The sequence below is a fragment of the Actinoalloteichus sp. AHMU CJ021 genome (assembly GCF_002895405.1).
GTDB lineage: Bacteria > Actinomycetota > Actinomycetes > Mycobacteriales > Pseudonocardiaceae > Actinoalloteichus_B > Actinoalloteichus_B caeruleus.
This window is the reverse complement of record NZ_CP025990.1, coordinates 2473025-2491805: the sequence shown is the minus strand read 5'-3', so window position 1 is coordinate 2491805 and position 18781 is coordinate 2473025. Positions and strand designations below refer to the sequence as shown.

Here is an 18781-nt window from a genome sequence, read left to right as displayed (position 1 = left end):
TGACCAGTACCCCTCGGATCAGGACATGCCGGCTGGTGCCGCCTCGGGGTGACGCGGGGGACCCCGCCAGGTCGGACCCCGAGGCGAGCGCACGGGCCGGTTCACCCCCGTGGGGTCAGTGCTCGGTGGCCTTCTCCGCTCCGGCACCGGACAGGGCCCGGACCTCCATCTCCCGGAACTTGGCCTCGTCGGGGCGGTCCTTGCTGAGCACGGTGCCCAGGTAGCCGAGCAGGAAGGACAGCGGGATGGAGACGATGCCCGGGTTGGACAACGGGAACCAGGCGAAGTCCGCGCCGGGGAACATCGCGGTCTCCGACCCCGACACGGCTGGGGAGAAGATGATCAGGGTCACGGTGATGCCCAGCCCGCCGTACATGCTCCACAGCGCGCCGGTCGTGCTGAACCGCTTCCAGAACAGCGAGTACAGGATGGTCGGCAGGTTCGCCGAGGCGGCCACCGCGAAGGCGAGCGCGACCAGGAAGGCGACGTTCTGCCCGTTGGCCGCGATCCCGCCGAGGATGGAGACCAGGCCGACGACGACCGCCGTGATCCGGGCGACCCGGACCTCCTGCTGCTTGTCGTCGAGCTTCCCCCGCTTGATGACGTTGGCGTAGATGTCGTGCGCGAAGGAGGCGGAGGCCGTGATCGTGAGCCCCGCGACCACCGCGAGGATGGTGGCGAACGCGACGGCGGCGATGAACCCGAGCAGCAGCGGCCCGCCCAGCTCCGCCGCCAGCAGCGGTGCCGCCGAATTGACCCCGCCCGGGGCGTCGAGGATGGTGTCCCGCCCGACGATGGCGGCAGCCCCGTAGCCCAGCACCAGGGTGAACAGGTAGAACAGCCCGATCAGCCAGATGGCCCACTGCACGGACCGCCTGGCCTCCTTCGAGTTGGGCACCGTGTAGAACCGCATCAGGATGTGGGGCAGCCCGGCCGTCCCCAGGACCAGCGCGATCGCGAGGGACAGGAAGTCCAGCCTGGTCAGTTCGGAGATGCCGTACTGGAGGCCGGGGTTCAGGATCTCCTCGGTGCCGCTGGCGTCGACGGCGGCGCCCAGCAGCGACGACAGGTTCATGCCGTACATGGCCAGCACCCACAGGGTCATGACCCCGGCTCCGGCGATGAGCAGCACCGCCTTGATGATCTGCACCCAGGTGGTGCCGCGCATCCCGCCGATGAGGACGTAGAGGATCATCAGCGCGCCGACCACGGCGATGACGATCGACTGGCCGACCCGGTCCTGGATGCCGAGCAGCAGCGCGATCAGCCCGCCGGCGCCCGCCATCTGGGCGAGCAGGTAGAAGAAGGAGACGGAGAGGGTGGAGATGGACGCGGCGACCCGCACGGGACGCTGCCGCATCCGGAAGGACAGCACGTCGGCCATGGTGTAGCGGCCGGTGTTGCGCAGCAGCTCCGCCACCAGCAGCAGCGCGACCAGCCACGCGACGAGGAACCCGATGGAGTAGAGGAACCCGTCGTACCCGTGGACGGCGATCGCCCCGGCGATGCCGAGGAAGGACGCCGCGGAGAGGTAGTCACCGGAGATGGCGACGCCGTTCTGGGACCCGCTGAACGCGCGGCCGGCCGCGTAGTAGTCGGCAGCTGTCCGGGTGTTCCGGCTCGCGCGGAAGACCGCGATCATCGTGATCAGCACGAAGATCCCGAAGATCCCCATGTTCAGGTAGGGCGATCCGCCCGCCGTCTGCGCGAGCAGCGGCCCGGTGGTGGTGGTGGGGTGCGTCATCCGCGTCCTCCCTCGACGCGTTCCCGGACCGCCTCGGCCAGCGGGTCGAGGCGGCGGTTGGCGAACCGGATGTACAGCACGGTGATCAGGAAGGTCGTCACGAACTGGAGGAGGCCGAGCAGCAACCCGAGGTTGACGTTCCCCAGGACCCTGATGCTCATCAGCCCGTGCGCGTAGTCCGCGAGGATCACGTACAACAGGTACCAGGTGAGGAAGAGGCCGGTGGTGGGGAAGACGAAGGTCCGCAACCGGCGCCGCAGTTCGACGAAGTCCGGGCTCTCGTGGGCCTCGTGCCACGTCGTCGGCGACGGGCCGCCGTCGTCCGGTGGTGTCGTGCTCACCGCTACCTCCCAGCGTCGCGAGTGCCCCCATGCTGGTATTGGCTACGTCACATTCGTAAGCCTCCAAACGGGGGCTTAGGGCAGTCGGGTAGCCGAACGATCGCTGTCCTTTTTGGCCGGTTCTCCTCGACGGAGAGTGAGGGGCTGACGCGGGGATGACCCACCTGGCCGCTTGCCTGGCTACCCCGGCGTGCGGTACCGCGATGGCGTCTCCCGGGTGACCGAGCGCAGTGGTCACCGGGGGAGGTCGCTGCCCCGCCCTCCCCCGGACGGGACGTCGTCGGCTACCCGGTGTTCGACGGCCGCGTGCGCGGGCCCCCGGGGTCGGCGTGTCGCCGTCCCTCCCTGGCGGCACCGGCCACGGCCCCGGTGCCTAGTCGGGTTCGGGGGCGCGGTGCCGCCCCGGCCGCCGCTGGCCCCCCTGCCCCCCGAAGCGTTCGACATCCCGGTCCCGGATGAAGCCGAGCCGGTCCGGGGCGTGCATCCGGAGCATGATCCGAGCGACGTCGAGCGGCACCCGGTCCTTGGTCAGCCGGCTGACGGTGATCATCGTCGCGAAGGCCAACGGCACCGTCACCAGTGCCGGTTGGACGAGCAGCACGCCCAGCCAGCCGTCCATGGGCGGCCCCCACTCCGTGAGCACCGCCGCGAGCACCGACAGCCCGCCGCCCAGGACGATGCCGCAACCCGCTCCCCACGCGGTCAGACCGCGCCACCAGATACCCAGCAGCAGCAGCGGGCAGAACGTCGACGCCGCGACGGCGAAGACCAGGCCGACCGTCTGGGAGAGGCTCAACGAGGAGAACCCCATCGCCACCGCCAGGGGGATCGCGGTCGCCACCAGCGTCCACAGCCGGAAGTCCCGCACCTGGCCGCCGGAGGGCAGGTCCGTCGACAACACCCCGGCGACGCACACGACCAGACCGGCCGAGGTGGACAGGAACGCCGCGAACGCCCCGGCGGCGGTGATCGCCCCGAGCAGCTTGCCCAACCAGTTGTCCAGCATCGCCGTGGGCAGCAACAGCACCGCCGCGTCGGTGTCGCCGGTGACCAGCAGCTCGGGCACGTAGAGCCGGGACAGGGCTCCGAAGACGGTCGGGAACAGGTAGAAGAGGCCCAGCATCGCCAGGACGAACAGTGTCGTCCTGCGGGCCGCGTGGCCCGTCGGGTTGGTGTAGAAGCGCATCAGCACGTGCGGGAGCCCCATCGTGCCCAGGAACGTGGCGAAGATCAGCGAGTAGGTGTGGAACAGGCCCTGCGGCCCCCTGTCCTGGGGCTGCGCCCAGGACGAGTTGTCGGCCACCGCTCCCTCGACGACGGGGACGTCGGAACCGGCCGTGAACCGGAGTTCGGTCCCCGCTGCGACGGTGTGCCGGTCCCCCGCCCAGTAGACCGCACCGGAGACGGGGGCCCCGTTCACCGTGCCCTCCGCGCGGAGCAGCACCGGCCGGGCGACCGTGAGCACCACGTCGGTCTCCACCGTCACGGTGGTGTCGCGTTCGAAGCGGGGCGGCATGTCCGCCACCAGTTCGCCCCGATCCGCCGATGGGGTGCTGAGGAACGCGGTGAACAGCAGGAACGCCGGAAGCGAGATCGCGAACAGTTTCACCCAGTACTGCATCGCCTGCACCAGGGTGACGGCCCGCAGGCCGCCACCGAAGACGTTGACCAGCACCACGAGCGCGACCAGCGCCACGCCGACCTCGTTCGGCAGGCCGGTGACGGTGGACAGGGTCAGCCCCGCTCCCTGGAACTGCGGCACCACGTACAGGGAACCGATGACCAGCACGACCAGTGCCGTCAACTTCCGCAGGCCGACCGAGCCGAGTCGTGCCTCGGAGAAGTCGGGCAGCGTGTACGCCCCGGACCGCCGCAGTGGGGCGGCGACGAACATCAACAGCAGCAGGTAGCCGCCGGCGAACCCGATCGGGTACCAGAGGCCGTCCACCCCGTCCCGCAGGACCAGGCCGGCGACCCCGAGGAACGACGCGGCCGACAGGTACTCCCCGGAGATCGCGGCCGCGTTGCGCTCCGCGTTCACCAGCCGCCTCGCGACCAGGAAGTCCGAGGTGGTGTGCGCGGACCGCGATCCGTACACGCCGACCGCGAAGGTGACGACGGCCATCACGACGATCCCCGACAGCGCCCAGGGGTTCAGCTGCATGCGATGCCTACTCGATGTCGTCGAACCGAACGCGGCAACGCTAACCAATCACTCCGGACACGGACCGTCGCGGTGGGGGGAGCGGGTCCCCCGGCTCGGTGGAAGGCACAGGGGACCCCCTTCTAGTTCTCCACCATGTCGATGAAGTCGCGTTCGTGGCGCTCGGCCCGCCACTGGTAGACCAGGCCGACCACGAGCATCGCCGGGAACGGGGCCGCCCCGAGCAGGATCCAGGAGATCTTGACGTCCCCGACGGTCCACGCGCCCAGCTCGGGAAGCCAGAAGAACAGCAGGGGCAGGATCCCGATGGTGCCGAGGGTGGTCAGCGTCAGCAGCAGGGCGGTCCGCAGCTGGGCGCGGACGAGACTGCGCACCAGCGCCTCACCGACGCTGGTCTGTTCCTCCAGTTCGACGATGGTCCGCACCGCGCGCCGTTTGCCTCGGCGGTCGGCCAGGACCACCCGGACCCGGCGGGGTGGCGTCGTCCGGTCCCGACGGGTTCGCCGGGAGGCGCGGGAAGGCCCACCCGCCGGAACCCGGCCCGCCGGGCCGGCGCTCGGGAGGTCCTCCCCGGTCGCGCTCACCGAGTCGGCCCCCAGCCGTTCTTCGGGGCCCGCACCAGCCTGTCCTTCAACGCGCGGGTGTGACGGCGGCTGACCGGGAGTTCGATGGCCTGGTCCCCGGCCCCGAGCCTGACCGAGTACCCGGACGAGGACATCCGCAGTTCGCTGACCAGCGGCAGCGACACCAGGTAGGAGCGGTGGATGCGGGCGAAACCCACCTCGCTCCACCGCTCCTCCAGCTGCGACAGGGGGATCCGGACGAGGTGACTGCCGTCGGTGGTGTGCAGGCGCGCGTAGTCGCCCTGCGCCTCCACGTACCGGATGGTGGAGCGTGGGACGAGCTTGGTGGTGCCACCGAGCTCGACCGGGATGACCTCGTCCTCGGCCGGTGTCGCGGCTGCCTGGTCCTCCTTGGACCGCCGCATCCGGTCGATGGTGCGCAGTGCCCGGTCGACCCGCTCGGACTTGATCGGCTTCACCAGGTAGTCGATGGCCCCGACCTCGAAGGCGTCCAGCGCCCGGTTCTCGTCCCCCGTGACGTACACGACGGCCGGGGGCTCCCGGAACGCCGCGAGCACCTTGCCCAGCTCGACGCCGTCGAGGCCAGGCATGAAGATGTCGGCGAACACCACGTCCACCGGGCAGAGCCCCGCCTGCGCCCGTGCCCGCAGCTCCGGATCGTCGCTGCGGATGATGCGCAGCGCCTCGGCGGCGTCGAACGCGGTCAGCACCCGCGCCACCCTCGAACTCCGGTTGAGCTGGTAGGTGATTTCCTCCAGCCCGCGGTCCTCGTCGTCGACCGCGAGCGCGATCAGACCCGAGTTGTTGGCTTGAGCAGTCACCGTAGATTCATATCCTGCCGATCAAGGTTCTCGGGAGCCAAGGTGCTTCGTCCACCCGAGTGTGTGAACATTTCATCGCTGGTTGTGATGGTGCCTGCTCCATCAGAGACCAAGGCGGCTCCAGACGGCCCTGTTGTTCAGGCCCTCCACTGCGGCAAGTAGTGAGTCGCCGGCGCGGCTGCCGCTGCCCGAGGCACCACCGAGCCCGAGCCGGGCGAGGAGGGGGCGCTTCGGCTCCGAGACGGCGATCTCGGCGTCGGGGAACCGGGTGGAGACGATCTTCCGCAACGTGCCGAGACCGTCCACGAGCCCCAGTTCCCGCGCCCTCGCCCCGGTCCACACCTCGCCGCTGAACAGCGTCTCGTCCTCGCCGGCCAGCCGGTCGCCCCGGCGGGCGCGCACCCAGTCGACGAACTGACCGTGCAGGTCCCGTTGCACCTCCAACAGCCAGGCCACGTCGTCCTCCCGTTCCGGGAGGAAGGGGTCCAGCCGCGTCTTGTGCTCGCTGGTCGCGTGCAGCCTGCGTTCCACACCCAACCGCTCCAGCAGGCCGGTGAACCCGAAGCCGCTGCTGACCACCCCGATCGAACCCACCAGCGAACTCGGGTGCGCGTAGATCTCGTCCGCCGCGCAGGCGAGCCAGTAGCCGCCAGAGGCCGCCGCGTCCTCGCAGAACGCGAGCACCGGAACGGGGCCACGGGTGCGGGCCCGCCGGTCGGCCAGTTCGCGGACCCGGTCGGCGACCAGCGCCGACTGGGTGGGAGAGCCACCGGGCGAGTTCACCAGCAGCACCACCGCGGCCAGCCGCTCGTGGCCGAAGGCACGCGTGAGCGGCGCCTCCACGGAGGCCAGGTTGATGGTCCCCCGGTTCACCGGGGACGGGTTCGAGCTGATCACGCCGTGCAGGCGGACCACGGCGACGATCGGCGACCGGTCGACCCGCTCCCCGAGCCGGCCCGGGAGCTTCGACGTCAGCTTGTCGGTCATGCTCATGCCTGCACAGCCTACGGGGACTCGGCGTCGGGAGGTGGTGCGTGATCAGCGGATGTCGTCGCCCCGCGGAACCGCGACGCGGCCGCCCGTTCCCGTGCCCGCTCACCTCGGACGGCGGGACCCCCGGAAACCTGGTCCTCCGCGGGTTGCCGCCGTCGCGGCAGGTCGTGCCCCGCCCCCTCCCGCCTCGGTGGCAACGACACCTCGACCCGCTCGGCGAGCCCGCCGGTCCACTCCGGACGCGGCGCCGACACCGGGGCCCGTCCCTCCGCCTCACCGCCCAGCTCGGGATCGGGATCGGGGCCGAGATCGTCCAGCGGTTCGGGCTCGCTCAGCGGCGGGGTTTCCGGTCGCACTCCCGGGGCGAACTTCGGCACCCGCAACATGACCCGCATGCCCGCCCCGACGTTGGTCTCCACCACCAGGCCGTACTGGTCGCCGAAGACGGACTGCATGCGGTCGTGGATGTTGCCGAGCCCGACGTGGGCACCGGTGAGGTGGGCGGTCGCCAGCTCGCGGTTCAGCCGTGCGGGGTCCATTCCGATGCCGTCGTCCTCGACGCTGATCAGGGCTTCGGAACCCACGTCGGTGGCCGCCACCGTGACCGTCCCGCCGCCCTTCTTCCCGGCGAGGCCGTGTCGGACGGCGTTCTCCACGAGTGGTTGCAGCACGAGGAAGGGCACCACCACGGGCAGCACCTCCGGAGCGATCCGCAACTGCACCCGCAGCCGGTCCTCCCCGTACCGCGCCCGTTCCAGCGTCAGGTAGCGGTCGACGTTGCGCAGTTCCTCCGCCAGGGTGGTGAACATGCCCGTCGCCCGGAACGCGTACCGGGTGAACTCCGCGAAGTCCTGGAGCAGGTCCCTCGCCTCGTCCGGATCGGTGCGGACCAGTGAGGAGATGGTGTTGAGCGCGTTGTAGACGAAGTGCGGCGAGATCTGGGCGCGCAGGGCCTGCACCTCGGCCCTGGCCAGCCGTTCCCGGGACTCCTGGAGCTCGGCCAGCTCCAGCTGACCGGACACGTAGTGCGCCAGCTCGGTGGAAGCCCTGATCAACCGCTTGCCGCCGTTGGCGGCGATGACGACCAGGGCGCCCAGCACCTCGCCCTCCACGGTCAACGGCACGACGAGGGCGTGCCGCATCGGGCACGACCGGCGGTCGCAGTCGAGGTCTCCGTGGTTGACGTGTTCCCGTTTGCCGGTGCTGACGACGACGTCGATCGCGGTCGAGAGGTCCTGGTAGTGGTGGTTGGCCTCCCCGTCCCAGCTCAACAGCCCGCTCTCGTCCGCCAGGCCGATCGCCACGCAGTTGAGCAGCTGCCTGAGGTGCGGCGTCGCCCGGTCGGTGGCCTCGAGGGTGAGCCCGGAACGCAGGGCCGGACCGGCCGCGGACACGCGGTGCAGTGCGGCCAAGGTGGCGTCCTCGACGGAGGTGCTGACCCGGCGGGCTCGGCAGAGCATCACGAACATGCCGAGCACTCCGATGACGGCCAAAGTGGTGAGGACCGTGCGTTCGGTCATCAGCTCACTCACCCGTACATGCTCTGACGAATGTTGCCCGCTAGGCAATGCGCGGGCCAGTTGTCGCCCGAATGGACCATCGGAAACGGTGTTCGCATCGCCGTGGGTGAGACACGGCTCAGGCCGTAGGGCAGCACACCCGCCCCACCGGGGGACGCGTTGGCGACCGACCGCTCGCGATGCGGCCGCCCTCCGGCCACGCCCGACTCAGTCCGCCGTCACCCGCAGGGTGCGAAACCCCCGGATCACGAACTCCGGTCGCCGCTCCGCCGTGCCCGCGAGGCGGAGGGCGGGCAGCCGGCGGAGCAGCGACTCCAGGACGGACACCACCTCGATGCGCGCCAGCGGAGCGCCGAGGCAGTAGTGGATACCCGCACCGAACCCCAGGTGTGGATTGGTGGACCGGCCCACGTCGAGGCGGTCGGGCTCCGCGAAGACCAGGGGGTCCCGGGCCGCTGCTCCCAGCAGCGCCGCGATCTTCTCCCCGGGCCGGACGACGTGGCCGCCGATCTCCACCTCCTCCAGCGCCGTGCGTTCGAACAGCTGGAGCGGTGAGTCGTAGCGGATCAACTCCTCCACGGCGACCGGGAGCAGCTGCGGGTCGGCGCGCAGCCGCTCCCATTCCGAGCGGTGGGTCAACAGCGCCACCATCCCGTTGCCCACCACGTTCACCGAGGCTTCGTGCCCGGCCATCAGCAGCAGTACGGCGGTGGCCACCAGCTCGTCCTCCGACAGCCGCCCCCCGTCCTCGTCCGTCACCGCGACGAGGTCGCTGACCAGGTCGTCCCCCGGCCGGCGCCGGCGCAGCTCCGCCAGGTCCCGCAGGTAGGCCACGAACTCGCCGGAAGCCCGCTCCGCGTCGCGCCGGAGGTGGTCGTCCAGGCCGTACTCGTACATCTTCACGATCGCGTTCGACCAGGGCTGGAGGAGATCCCGGTCGGATTCCGGCACCCCGAGCAGCTCGGCGATCACCCACACCGGCAGTGGCCCGGCGACCCGGTCCAGGAGGTCGGCCGAGCCCTCGTCCGCGATCCGCTCCGCCAGCTCCGCCACCAGCCGGTCCGCCAGGTCCCGGACCCAGGGCCGCAGCCGTTCGACGTGACCGCGCCCGAACGCCTTCGCCACCAGCCTCCGCAGCCGGGTGTGCGTCGGAGGCTCGTTCTCCAGCAGGGAGTTGCGGTGCAGGAGGTTGAAGTCGACGAAAGCCTCCAGGGGCCGGGCGTCGGTCCACACCCGGCCGAGCGAACGGTGCCGCAGCAGCGCGGAGCAGGCCGTGTGCGAGACGGCTACCGCCAGCCCGAGGCCCTCGTGCCAGTGCACCTCGCCGGCCTCCCGGAGCCGGGCGAAGGTGGGGTACGGATCGGCGAGGAAGCCGGGGTCCGCCGGATCGAAGAGGGCGGAGGAACCAGAACGGGAGACAGCGCGCACCCGCGCACCGTAGTGCTCCGCCCGGCCTGGCGTCCACATGCGGTCTCGGAGGGAGGGGCGGTCGTTACCGCTGGTCACCGGGCTTGTTCCCCGTGTGCGGTCGTCCGGGTGCGCCGCCGTCCGCCGTGCCCGCCCCCGGACACCCGCCACCCGTCGCGAGCCCCGTCACAGCTGGCCAGCTCACCCGGCCGAGGTGTCGACGGGCCATCGGCCCGGCGCCCCTCGCCGGTCACCTCCCGTTAACCCCGTGTGGGCATGCTGTCGGGCATGCCACCAGCAGTGGTCGCGCACCGGGGAGCGTCCGCCTACCTCCCCGAACACACCCGGGCGGCCTACGCCCTCGCGATCGAGCAGGGCGCCGACGGGCTCGAATGCGATGTCCGGCTGTCCAGGGACGGTCACCTCGTCTGCCTGCACGACCGGCGCATCGACCGCACGTCCACCGGACGGGGAGTGGTCAGCGCCCTCCCCCTCGACCGGCTCGCCGCCCACCGCTACGACCGGGACGGCAAGGCCGGGCGGGGACCGGACCACCAGTCGGTCCGAGGGTTCTCCGCCCTCCCCGAGGGGGGTTCCCCGCCGCCACTCGCCGCGCCCGACCTGCCCGACCTCGGTCTGCTGCGGTTCACCGACCTGCTCGGCATGGTCCGCGACACCGAACGACCGATCCGGCTCTTCGTCGAGACCAAACATCCAGTCCGCTACCGCCACCTCGTGGAACGCAGGCTGGTCGCCGACCTGTCCGACCACGGCCTCCTCGCACCGGGGGCGGACGGCACCGCGCCGGTCACCGTCATGTCCTTCTCCCCGAGCGCCGTCCGCCGTGTCCGTCAGTACGCGCCGACGCTGCCCACGGTGCTCCTGATGCGGTCCCTGGCCGGCCGCCGGCGGGACGGCTCCCTGCCGCCGTGGGCCGACCACGCCGGACCCGGTATCGACCTGGTGCGCTCCGATCCCGACTACGTGCGCCGCGCCGCCTCCCACGGCAACGACGTCTACTGCTGGACGGTGAACGAGCCGTCGGACATCCGGCTCTGCGCGGACCTCGGCGTCCACCACATCGCCACGGACGCGCCAGCCGCGACCCTGCGGACCCTCGCGAACCACTCGTCGGCTACCGTCGCTGACGCGGTGTGACCCCGAGCGGGGGACACCGTCACGGCGTCTCGTCGCCGTACCGGCATATCGACATGTGGCGCCCGTTCGGCGTTGGCCAGCGACACCCGGCCGGGAACGGTGCGGCCGGATCGGTGGGCCGCCGGCCGGCGCCGGGACTCACCAGGAGGTCCGGGTGGCCAAGCGCACCGCTACCAGGGGGAAGAAGCGCGCCGAGTCGGGCGTCAACCCACGCCAGCCTTGCCCGTGCGGATCCGGCAAGCGGTACAAGGCCTGTCACGGCGCCGAGGGCGGCGCGACGAACGTCATCGTGACCAGGCCCTTCGACGGGCTGTCCGTGGAACCCGAGCTGATCGCCCTCCGCGAGTTCGTTCCCTCGGCCACCGTCGAACTGACGCTCGTGGACCCGCCGACAGACCGGACGGTGGTGCTCGCGAGCGTGTTGCCGATGGCGGCCGCCGCCCTGGTGCGGGCAGACGGGAAGGCGTTCGTCGGGCTGCAGGTGCAGACCAGGTCCGGTGACGTGAGCCGGGACATCGCCCGGGCGGTCGAGTGGGCCAGGACCGCCAAAGCGGGTGACAGCCTGCCCACCGTCGGCCCGGACACCGCCGAGGGAGGCCCCCGCCTCCAGGACCTGCTCGTCGCCGACGCGCCGTTCGACGTCCGGATCCACCCGGACTTCTCCTGGTGGATCCCCGAGGACACCGAGCCCTCCGCCGAGGTGAAGCTGTCCCTGGAACGCGCCAACACGGCCATCATGCCGACGGAACGGCTGGCCGCCGAGGGCGTGACCGCCGCCTACTGGGTGGACGCCGGTGAGAAGGCGCACCTGCGGTGGGTGCGGCGGGAACCGGAGGAGCGGTTGTTGGACGCGCTGGCCCGCCTGTCGGCTCGGGGCGAGTTGGCGTTGGGTGAGGGCAGCCGGTACGCCGGGTCGTTCCGGGCGCACGGGCTGCTGGTGCCGGTGTGGGACCTCGACCCCGAGTCGCACGCCAAGGAGTGGGAGCAGCCCGCCGCCGAACTCGGCCGCCGGCTGGAGGAGGCGCTGGCCTCACTGGACGAGCAGCCGCTGGACGCCTCGGAGCGCCGGGCCCGCAACGGGCTCACCGGCCGCCAGATCACCATCCGCTGACGCCGGTCCCCGAGGTCGCCGCGCGGAGGGCCCGCCGGGACAGCTGGTCGGCCAGCCGGGTGGTCTCGGGGAGCCGGAAGCGGGGCGAGCACCGCAGCACCCATTCCGCCGCCGGGGCCAGACCGATCGCGTGTCCCACCGAGACGTGGACCGGCCGGATCCCGTCCTGGGTGCGCAGCACGCGTCCCAGCGTCGTGCCGTCCGCGTCGAGCAGGTCAGCGTGGTCTCCCCGGCGCGGACCGGGTGCCTCGTGGTCCCCGACCAGCCGGTTCTTGGCGACGCCCACGGATGGCAGCCCGGTGCGCGCGCCCAGGTGGCAGGCCAGGCCGAACCGCCTGGGGTGGGCGATGCCGTGCCCGTCGCACAGCAGCAGGTCGGGCGTGGTCGTCAGGCGCTCGAGGGCGTCGAGCAGTGGCGGTAGCTCCCGGAACGCGAACAGCCCGGGTACGTAGGGGAAGGCGGCGGTCCCCACCACCGCCGCCTCGTCCACCGGGCGCAGCGTGGTGGCGTCGAGGACGACCACCGCGCCGGCCACGCGCTCGGAGCCGGTGGCGTATGCGACGTCCAGCCCGGCCACCGTCCGCACCCGGGCGGGACTCCTGCCGCTCAGGTCCACCAGGGGGCGCAGCGCCCTTTCCGCCGCCTCGGCCTGGTCGACCGTCGTCGGCCAGGCCTCCCGGTCCCCGCGCATGTCGTCCTCCCCGTCCTTTCGTGTGACAGCCAACCACGAACGCTCAGGTTCCCCCGTCAGCCCCTCGGGCCGTCCGGGAGTGGCAGCCCCTGGTCCGCGGCGAGGGTGCGCAGCGCCGAGGTGGCCATGAGCGCGGCGGCCTCGCAGGGCGGTACGAGCAGCGAGTCCTCGTCGAGGTACACCTCGTGTTCGACGACGAGCGCCTGCCCGTCGTCGACCTCCACGGCGAGCACGCACCCCTGGGTGGTGTCGCCGGCGACCCACACCGCCGGGTAACCGCTCAGGCTCAGCCGTTGGACGTCCTCCGGGTCGGCGTGCTCCGCCAGGGCAGCGGCGTTCCGCCGGACGGCGAGCAGTGTGTAGTGGACCTCCAGGTTCGACCAGGAGCCCGGCTGGTCGCACCGGCTGCCCGCGCGCACCACCGCGTGGTGGGCGTTGGTGATGCGCAGCGACTCCCGCGTCCCCTCGTCGACGAGGGCGCAGCTGTCCACGTCGGTGAGGTCGAGGTCGGCCGGGCGGTCTCCGAGGGAGACGGTCAGATCACCGGGTCGCTCGCCGCGCAGCTCGTCCTGGCGCGCGGGGTCCAGCAGGGCGTGGACGGCCCGTTCCGCCGCTCCGTGCGCCTCATCGCAGGTCCGTTCCGCCGTCAGCAGCGGACCGGTCGCGAATCGTGCCACCGCGATCGCCTGGTTGCGCCCCACACTCACCCCGATGGCGCACACCTCGGGCGAGTCCTCCCCCGCGTGGTAACCCGTGGCCGGGTAGCCGGCGACCACCAGGCCGTACCGTTGCTCCGGCCCCAGCTCGTCGCCGAAGGAGGCGCCGTTGCGGGACGGCCACACGGCGATGGAGTAGAAGCCGAGGGAGTCCCCGTCAGCCGAGACGAACCGGCATTCCATCCCGGCGGGGTCCCCCACGAGCGGCTTGGGTCGCGGCTGGTCCGCCAACCCCAGGTAGCGCCGCTCGGTCTCGGTCAGCAGGGCGCACGCGTTCACGTCCGCGACGTCGAGGTGTTCCCGGTCGACGTCGACCCCACCCGTGGGCGGGGACGGGACCGCCGTCCGCGTGGGGGCGGACGGCGATCCAGAGGGGTGGGCCGCGGCGTCCTCGCCTCCCGCGCAGCCGGTGAGCAGGGCGGCCGCGACGAGGAGCACGACGCTGGGCCGAACAGTGGGCACGAAATACTCCGCAGGGTGAGTGGAAGGGGGAAAGCGCGAACGGAACCGGTTTCTCCACGCGGTCCGGTTCGGTTCGGTTCGGTGAGGATGAACGACGGGCACGCGATCGTGCCGCACGGCGCGGGAACGCGTGTCGCGATCCGGCGCTCACGTCAGTGGTGGATTCCCGCCAGGAAGAACCCGTTGGGTAATTCCTCACCGACCCTCGTCCGAATTCGTCGTGGAATTCCCGGTGGAACGGCGGTGGCCCGCCCTCCTGGGCGGGACCGAGGATGGCGGACGGGGTGGCGCCAGCCCGAGGGGCGGGCGGATCGGCCCGGTCGTGACGGGCACGGGAGCGGCGCGGCATGCCGTCCGACTGTCCCGGATCCGCCCGTCCATCCGTCCGTCAGAGGTCGAGCAGGGCCTCGACGGCGTACTCGGCCGCCGTGCTGGCTTCCTCGCAGGTCCGCGCGGCCGTCGTCTCCACGCCGTCCACCATCCGGGCGGCCAGGAGCAACTGGTCCGGTGCCAGGTCGACCGCGAACGCGCACACCTCGGGACTGCCCTCGGCGGCCGGGTAGGTCGTGGCGGGGAGACCACCGATCTCGGTACCGTCGCCCGAGTCCAGGCCCAGTGCGTCGACCAGGGCGTCAGCGTCCTCGGCCGGGACCAGGGCTAGGGAGTAGAGGCCGAAGGAGTCCTCGTGGAGCGTGGGGAGGCGGCACTCCCGCACGGAGGGGTGGTCGGGATCGGCCGGCGGGGACATCGGCTCGTCGTTCACTCCCAACTCCGCCAGCTGTTCCTCGGTCAGCAACGCGCACAGGTCAACCTCGGCCAGGCCGAGGTCCTCCCCGCCCGCGCCTGGCTCGGCGGGGGCGGACGACGACGGCGGCGCGGACGGGGTGGCGGAGGGCTGAGCCGCCGGCTCCTCGCCTCCCGCGCAGCCGGTGAGCAGGGCGGCCGCGACGAGGAACACGACGCTGGGCCGAACAGAGGACACGAATTACTCCCACAGGGTGAGTGAAACAGCGGAATGCGCGGGCGGGACCTTTTCTTTGTCCGGTTGCGCCCGCGCCGCGCGGAAAGAGCGGCGAGCACGGTACCGCGTTCCTTCTTTGCCTGTCATCTCCATTGCGACCTGGCGCACACGAATTCGCGTCGCGGGTTGGAATGGGATCCTGTTGGCGATTCTCCCACCGGAGTGGCAGGCGGAGACCGTCGTGCGCCTCCACGCGGAAACGCCATCCGCCAACCTCGGTGGGGACGCGGGTTCGGAGTCCAGTGCCGACGGGGACGCCGGCAGGCGAGCGACCGGATGCGGGCGTGCCCGGAGTTCCTCCTGACACGCCGGCGGTTGTCTCCTCGGGCTGCCGGTGCCGCGCGACTCGCTGGTGCGCTCCTGGATGGGGCGAGGTCATCCCGTACGCGACGGGGGTGCGGCCAGGGCGGGGTCGTCCTGTCCGGACTCGTCGGCGGAGCCGCGCTCACCGCCGCGCGTATTCGTGTGGACGAGCTCCCGGTGCGCGACCGGAAGCGCGCGAGCCGATCACACATTTTCCCCGGAAGGGGGTTGTGTATCGCCGTTATGGTCTGGACAATATTCCACGGCGAGATTGGGTGTGTCTCGTGAGACGGTAGCCGTGGTGTGACCGCACCGGTGAGAGCATGTTGTCGACGCATGGTCCGGGGGTGTGCGCTGGCGGCGGCCGGCGGCTATTCCTGGTGGTGAGGGGGCTGGCGCCCCTGGTGATGTGGGTCCGGTTCACGCGAAAGGAATTTCGAATACGGCCGGACCGCACTTGTCCCGGGTGTCGGTCGCGGAATCGCGCGGCGTTGGTCGGGTGGTCAGTCGGGGGGTAACGTGAGTCAGGATTCATACTATCTCGATCCGGAATCGCTTCCGCAAGTGATCGCGAATTTGAACCATGTTCACGCTGATCTGCTGCGGGATATCCGGCGGATGGCGGAGCGGTTCGAGCTGCTGTCCTTCCGGGGCGACGACAGGGTGAGCACCAACGCCACCAGGGAGTTCAGGAGGCTGGCGCTCGACCCGGACGACCAGTCGCTGACCGCGGCGATCGACGTTCTCGCGTTCGCCATCAAGCACCAGGTGGGAGCGCTGTCGGCGGCGCTCCACCAGTACGAGTCCATGGAGGAGACGAACGCCGTTCAACCGGTCGAGTTCCAGTGGCCGAACGGGCGGGTCGACCACGCGGGAGACGGGCATGGCAGGTAGTGGGAAGTGGTGGGCCGGGGGCGCCGTGGTGCTGGTCGCCGGGGTGGTGGTGGCCTACCTGGCGGTGGCGCTGCCCTCCGGTGAGGCCGGACAGGCGCATCCCGGTGGCGCGGGTGCGGGCGCGCCCTCGGAGTCGAAGCAGCCGCCGGCCGACCCCCGGTACCCGCCGGTGGAGAACCCGATCGACATGCGGGCGCTCGAGCCCTGCGACCTGCTCCCGCCGGACGCCGCCGAGGAACTCGGGCTGGCCCCGGAGGGGGAACTGGAACGGCCGACCGGGCCGTTCGAACCGTGCCTGTGGCGCAACCGGGTCACCGCCACCGACGCGGCGGTGTACCGGGACATCGGGCGCACCGGGTTGGGCGAGGTGTACGACCGGAAGGACGCCTACGCCGTGTTCACCCCGATCACGATCGAGGGCTACCCGGCCGTCGCCGCGCAGCACGTCGAGCAGATGGGCAACTGCCAGGTCTTCGTGGGGACCGCCCACGACCAGCAGTTCGTCGTGCAGTCCGACAACGCGCTCTACCTGGAGGACGGCGTGACCGAGGCTGAGGAGTCGGACCCGTGCGCCCGGGCCGCCGACGTCGCCCGCGCCGTCCTGGTGCGGCTGCCCACGGGGGACTGACGGAGGAACCCAGAACGACGGGGGAGTGATGGGGATCAACCTGAACCGCGCCAACTACTCCTGGGAGCACACCAACGCCCAGGCGATCTCGGCCGCGCTGCGCACGGACCGGGAGGGGGCCGACCCGCAGGAGATGGTGGTCACCTGGATGGAGATCGCCCAGTCGTTCCGGGCGCTCGCCGAGTACCTCGCGGCGACGGTGCGCGCCTCGGTCGACTCCCACGAGGGGGAGGCCGCGGAGGCCTTCCGATCCTCCACGCTGCCCCTGGCGGGCTTCGCCGAGGAGTGCGGGGCCCAGGCCGTGGAGGCGGCCCACGCGGTCCACCTCCAGGCCGAGTACCTGGAGAGCGCCCGGTCACTGGTGCCCATCGGCCAACCCAGGCCGGAGAAGGGTTTCCTGGACGCGATCCTGCCAGGCCTGACCGGTTACGCCGACGCGATGGATTCCTGGGACCAGGACAACCAGCGCGCCCGGGACGTGATGGTGGAGTACCAGGGCAACTCCAACGGCGTGCTGGGCTCCACCCTCGGTTTCGACCCCCAGGCCCGGGTCGGTGAGCTCCGGGTCGCCGCGCCTCCTCCGGTCACGCCCGTGTCCGAGGTGCACCCGCCTGACTCCGTGGTGGAGCCGTCCTCGGCCCCGGTGATGTCGCCGCGCGACGAGCGCACTGGGTGGCAGGGGGGAGCCGACCCGGTGGACGGTGGTGGGCCCCGCGTTCCGAGGAGCGGAGGCGGACCATCCCCGGACCTGGACCCGGACGTCGAGGCGGCCCCACCCGGCGGGCAGCCGGCCGGCGCCATCCCGCAACCCTCCGCCGCCGGTCAGGCGCCGGCGGTGGAAACGCGGTGGGCGACGCGGGAAACGGGCGGACCGTCCTGGACGACGACCTCACCCGGGGTGTCCTCCGGTGCGGGCCCGACGGCCGGTGGTCCGGGACCGGGACCTTTCGGGATGGCGGCGCGCCACCCCGGTTCCGGAGCGGGAGCACCGCCTGGACGCGGTCCCGGCCCAGGTGGATCCGGTACCGCCCCGCTGGGTCCGGGCCCTGGCGTGGCGGGGGGCGGTACCACCTCCCCGAGCAGGCCCGGCCCGGCGGCCGGCGGCCCCGGAACCGGCCTCGGTGGCGTACCCGGCGGGTCAACCGCCGGGAGGTCGTCGGAGACGGACGACACCCCCTCCCACCGGCGCGCCGACTACCTCGTCGAGATGGAGTCCCTTTTCGATGACGACCGTCGGGTGGCTCCACCGGTGCTGGACGGGATGAACCGTCCCCACGAGGAGCGGTGAGGCGCCATGCCGGCCCAGGACCAGGTGCGCCTCTCCGTGGCGCAGGTGGACTCCATCCGCGTTCGGCTCGGCCTGGCGCTGCCGCCGACGCTGCTGGCGGGCGGTCGCGGAACCACTCAGGACGAGCGCCGGGTCCTGCTGCGGCGGGCCTGGCGGGAGCTGGAGGCGGAGCGGTGGGTGGACGGAGGGGAACCGCACCCGTTCCTGCACCGCGCGTTCCAGACGCTCGCCCGACCAGCGGTCGCGGTGTCCGTGGCGGTCGAGGAGGTGGGGGGCCAGGGCTGGAACGCCGTCGCGGCCCGCGAGGGGACCTTCGGGGTGGTGGCGATCCTTCGGGACCAGCCGGACGAGGACGAGTGGGCACGGACGGTCGTCCTCGAACCGATCCCGCCCACCTCGGTGGCCTACCGCGCCGCCGCGGTGCTGCCTCCCGTGCCCGGCGGTGGCGGGCCCTCGATCAGCCATCCCTCCGACCCGATCACCGTGGCGGCGGACCAGGCGGGACGGGACGTGGGGCGGCTCAGGAGCGCCCTGCGCCGCGCGGGACTCCGAACTGGTGAGGCCGGCCACCTCGCGGAGGCGTTGACGGCGAACCGGCTGCGGGCCGGGGAGTTCAGCGTGCGCGGCTTCGACCCGCTCGCCGGCCGCCGACGGGCCGACCACACCGTGGAGTTCGTCGACACCGCGCGTGGCAGGCACCTGGCCCAGCACCGGCCCGGACCGGACGGGCGCCGCTGGTTCACCTTCGTCTCGGGCGATGCCCGTCGCCTGGTGGGCCGGCTCGAGGAGCTGGTGGTCCAGGTGGGCGCTCCCTGACTCAAGCCGACCGCGCCGGTGCCGGCGCCCACGCCGGACGGTCCCGGGGTCCCGCCGGGGCGAGCGGGGAGTTCGACGCCGCCGGTCCTGGGAAGGGCCAGTTCGACGCCCGGCTGGTC

16 protein-coding genes and 1 pseudogene are annotated in these 18781 nt (G+C 72.0%); 6 read left to right on the top strand and 11 right to left on the bottom strand.

The features are described from left to right. Positions 1–115: 115 nt before the first annotated feature. From C1701_RS10505 to C1701_RS10470, 8 genes and pseudogenes are all read right to left on the bottom strand, one after another. Positions 116–1744 carry a solute symporter family protein gene (locus C1701_RS10505; protein ID WP_035291475.1) on the bottom strand — a complete coding sequence of 543 codons (1629 nt, stop codon included), beginning with the start codon at positions 1742–1744 and terminating at the stop codon, positions 116–118. Beyond that, positions 1741–2085: a DUF485 domain-containing protein gene (locus C1701_RS10500; protein ID WP_026417780.1), complete on the bottom strand. Its 345-nt coding sequence runs from the start codon at positions 2083–2085 to the stop codon at positions 1741–1743. The genes C1701_RS10505 and C1701_RS10500 overlap by 4 nt, the downstream gene beginning before the upstream one ends. 373 nt (positions 2086–2458) lie before the next feature. Next, positions 2459–4249: a sodium/solute symporter gene (locus tag C1701_RS10495; protein WP_026417779.1), complete on the bottom strand. Its 1791-nt coding sequence runs from the start codon at positions 4247–4249 to the stop codon at positions 2459–2461. Positions 4250–4371: 122 nt separating this feature from the next. Next, complete coding sequence (locus C1701_RS10490) at positions 4372–4674, bottom strand: hypothetical protein (protein WP_245588703.1); 303 nt, start codon at positions 4672–4674, stop codon at positions 4372–4374. Positions 4675–4829: 155 nt separating this feature from the next. After that, entirely contained in the window at positions 4830–5654 is an 825-nt protein-coding gene (locus C1701_RS10485; RefSeq protein ID WP_026417777.1) for a LytR/AlgR family response regulator transcription factor, read from the bottom strand. 102 nt (positions 5655–5756) lie between these two features. After that, positions 5757–6647 carry a S49 family peptidase gene (locus tag C1701_RS10480; RefSeq protein WP_103055865.1) on the bottom strand — a complete coding sequence of 297 codons (891 nt, stop codon included), beginning with the start codon at positions 6645–6647 and terminating at the stop codon, positions 5757–5759. 293 nt (positions 6648–6940) lie between these two features. Further along, positions 6941–8167: pseudogene (locus C1701_RS10475) on the bottom strand (histidine kinase); the annotation flags it as partial. Between the two features lie 207 nt (positions 8168–8374). Continuing rightward, positions 8375–9595, bottom strand: a complete 1221-nt coding sequence (locus C1701_RS10470) for a cytochrome P450 (RefSeq protein WP_103057017.1) — start codon at positions 9593–9595, stop codon at positions 8375–8377. Positions 9596–9862: 267 nt separating this feature from the next. Here C1701_RS10470 and C1701_RS10465 point away from each other — a divergent pair, with 267 nt between their 5' ends. Together C1701_RS10465 and C1701_RS10460 are read left to right on the top strand one after the other, a co-directional pair. Further along, complete coding sequence (locus tag C1701_RS10465) at positions 9863–10732, top strand: glycerophosphodiester phosphodiesterase (protein WP_030104724.1); 870 nt, start codon at positions 9863–9865, stop codon at positions 10730–10732. 154 nt (positions 10733–10886) lie between these two features. Beyond that, the gene (locus C1701_RS10460; protein WP_030226058.1) at positions 10887–11843 is read left to right on the top strand and encodes a DUF5926 family protein; all 957 of its coding nucleotides are present in this window, start codon (positions 10887–10889) and stop codon (positions 11841–11843) included. On the opposite strand, the gene C1701_RS10455 is transcribed toward C1701_RS10460, so the two are convergent. From C1701_RS10455 to C1701_RS10445, 3 genes are all read right to left on the bottom strand, one after another. Then, entirely contained in the window at positions 11830–12567 is a 738-nt protein-coding gene (locus C1701_RS10455; protein WP_245588702.1) for an endonuclease V, read from the bottom strand. The two genes, C1701_RS10460 and C1701_RS10455, sit on opposite strands and share 14 nt — an antisense overlap. Positions 12568–12590: 23 nt before the next feature. Beyond that, positions 12591–13712, bottom strand: coding sequence for a DUF3558 domain-containing protein (locus C1701_RS10450; protein ID WP_337662219.1), 1122 nt, complete (start codon positions 13710–13712; stop codon positions 12591–12593). A gap of 388 nt (positions 13713–14100) precedes the next feature. Continuing rightward, positions 14101–14694, bottom strand: coding sequence for a DUF3558 family protein (locus C1701_RS10445; RefSeq protein ID WP_103055863.1), 594 nt, complete (start codon positions 14692–14694; stop codon positions 14101–14103). Positions 14695–15612: 918 nt separating this feature from the next. On the opposite strand from C1701_RS10445, the gene C1701_RS10440 reads away from it, so the two are divergent. The 4 genes from C1701_RS10440 to C1701_RS10425 are packed head-to-tail and all read left to right on the top strand — an operon-like array spanning position 15613 to position 18662. Continuing rightward, positions 15613–15930, top strand: a complete 318-nt coding sequence (locus tag C1701_RS10440) for a hypothetical protein (protein ID WP_156038337.1) — start codon at positions 15613–15615, stop codon at positions 15928–15930. Then, positions 15920–16558, top strand: a complete 639-nt coding sequence (locus C1701_RS10435; RefSeq protein ID WP_081893408.1) for a DUF3558 domain-containing protein — start codon at positions 15920–15922, stop codon at positions 16556–16558. Before C1701_RS10440 ends, C1701_RS10435 begins: the two co-directional genes overlap by 11 nt. A 28-nt stretch (positions 16559–16586) precedes the next feature. After that, the gene (locus tag C1701_RS27295) at positions 16587–17846 is read left to right on the top strand and encodes a hypothetical protein (protein WP_337662218.1); all 1260 of its coding nucleotides are present in this window, start codon (positions 16587–16589) and stop codon (positions 17844–17846) included. A 6-nt stretch (positions 17847–17852) separates the two neighbouring features. Then, positions 17853–18662, top strand: a complete 810-nt coding sequence (locus tag C1701_RS10425; protein ID WP_103055862.1) for an ESX secretion-associated protein EspG — start codon at positions 17853–17855, stop codon at positions 18660–18662. The last annotated feature ends 119 nt before the right edge of the window (positions 18663–18781 follow it).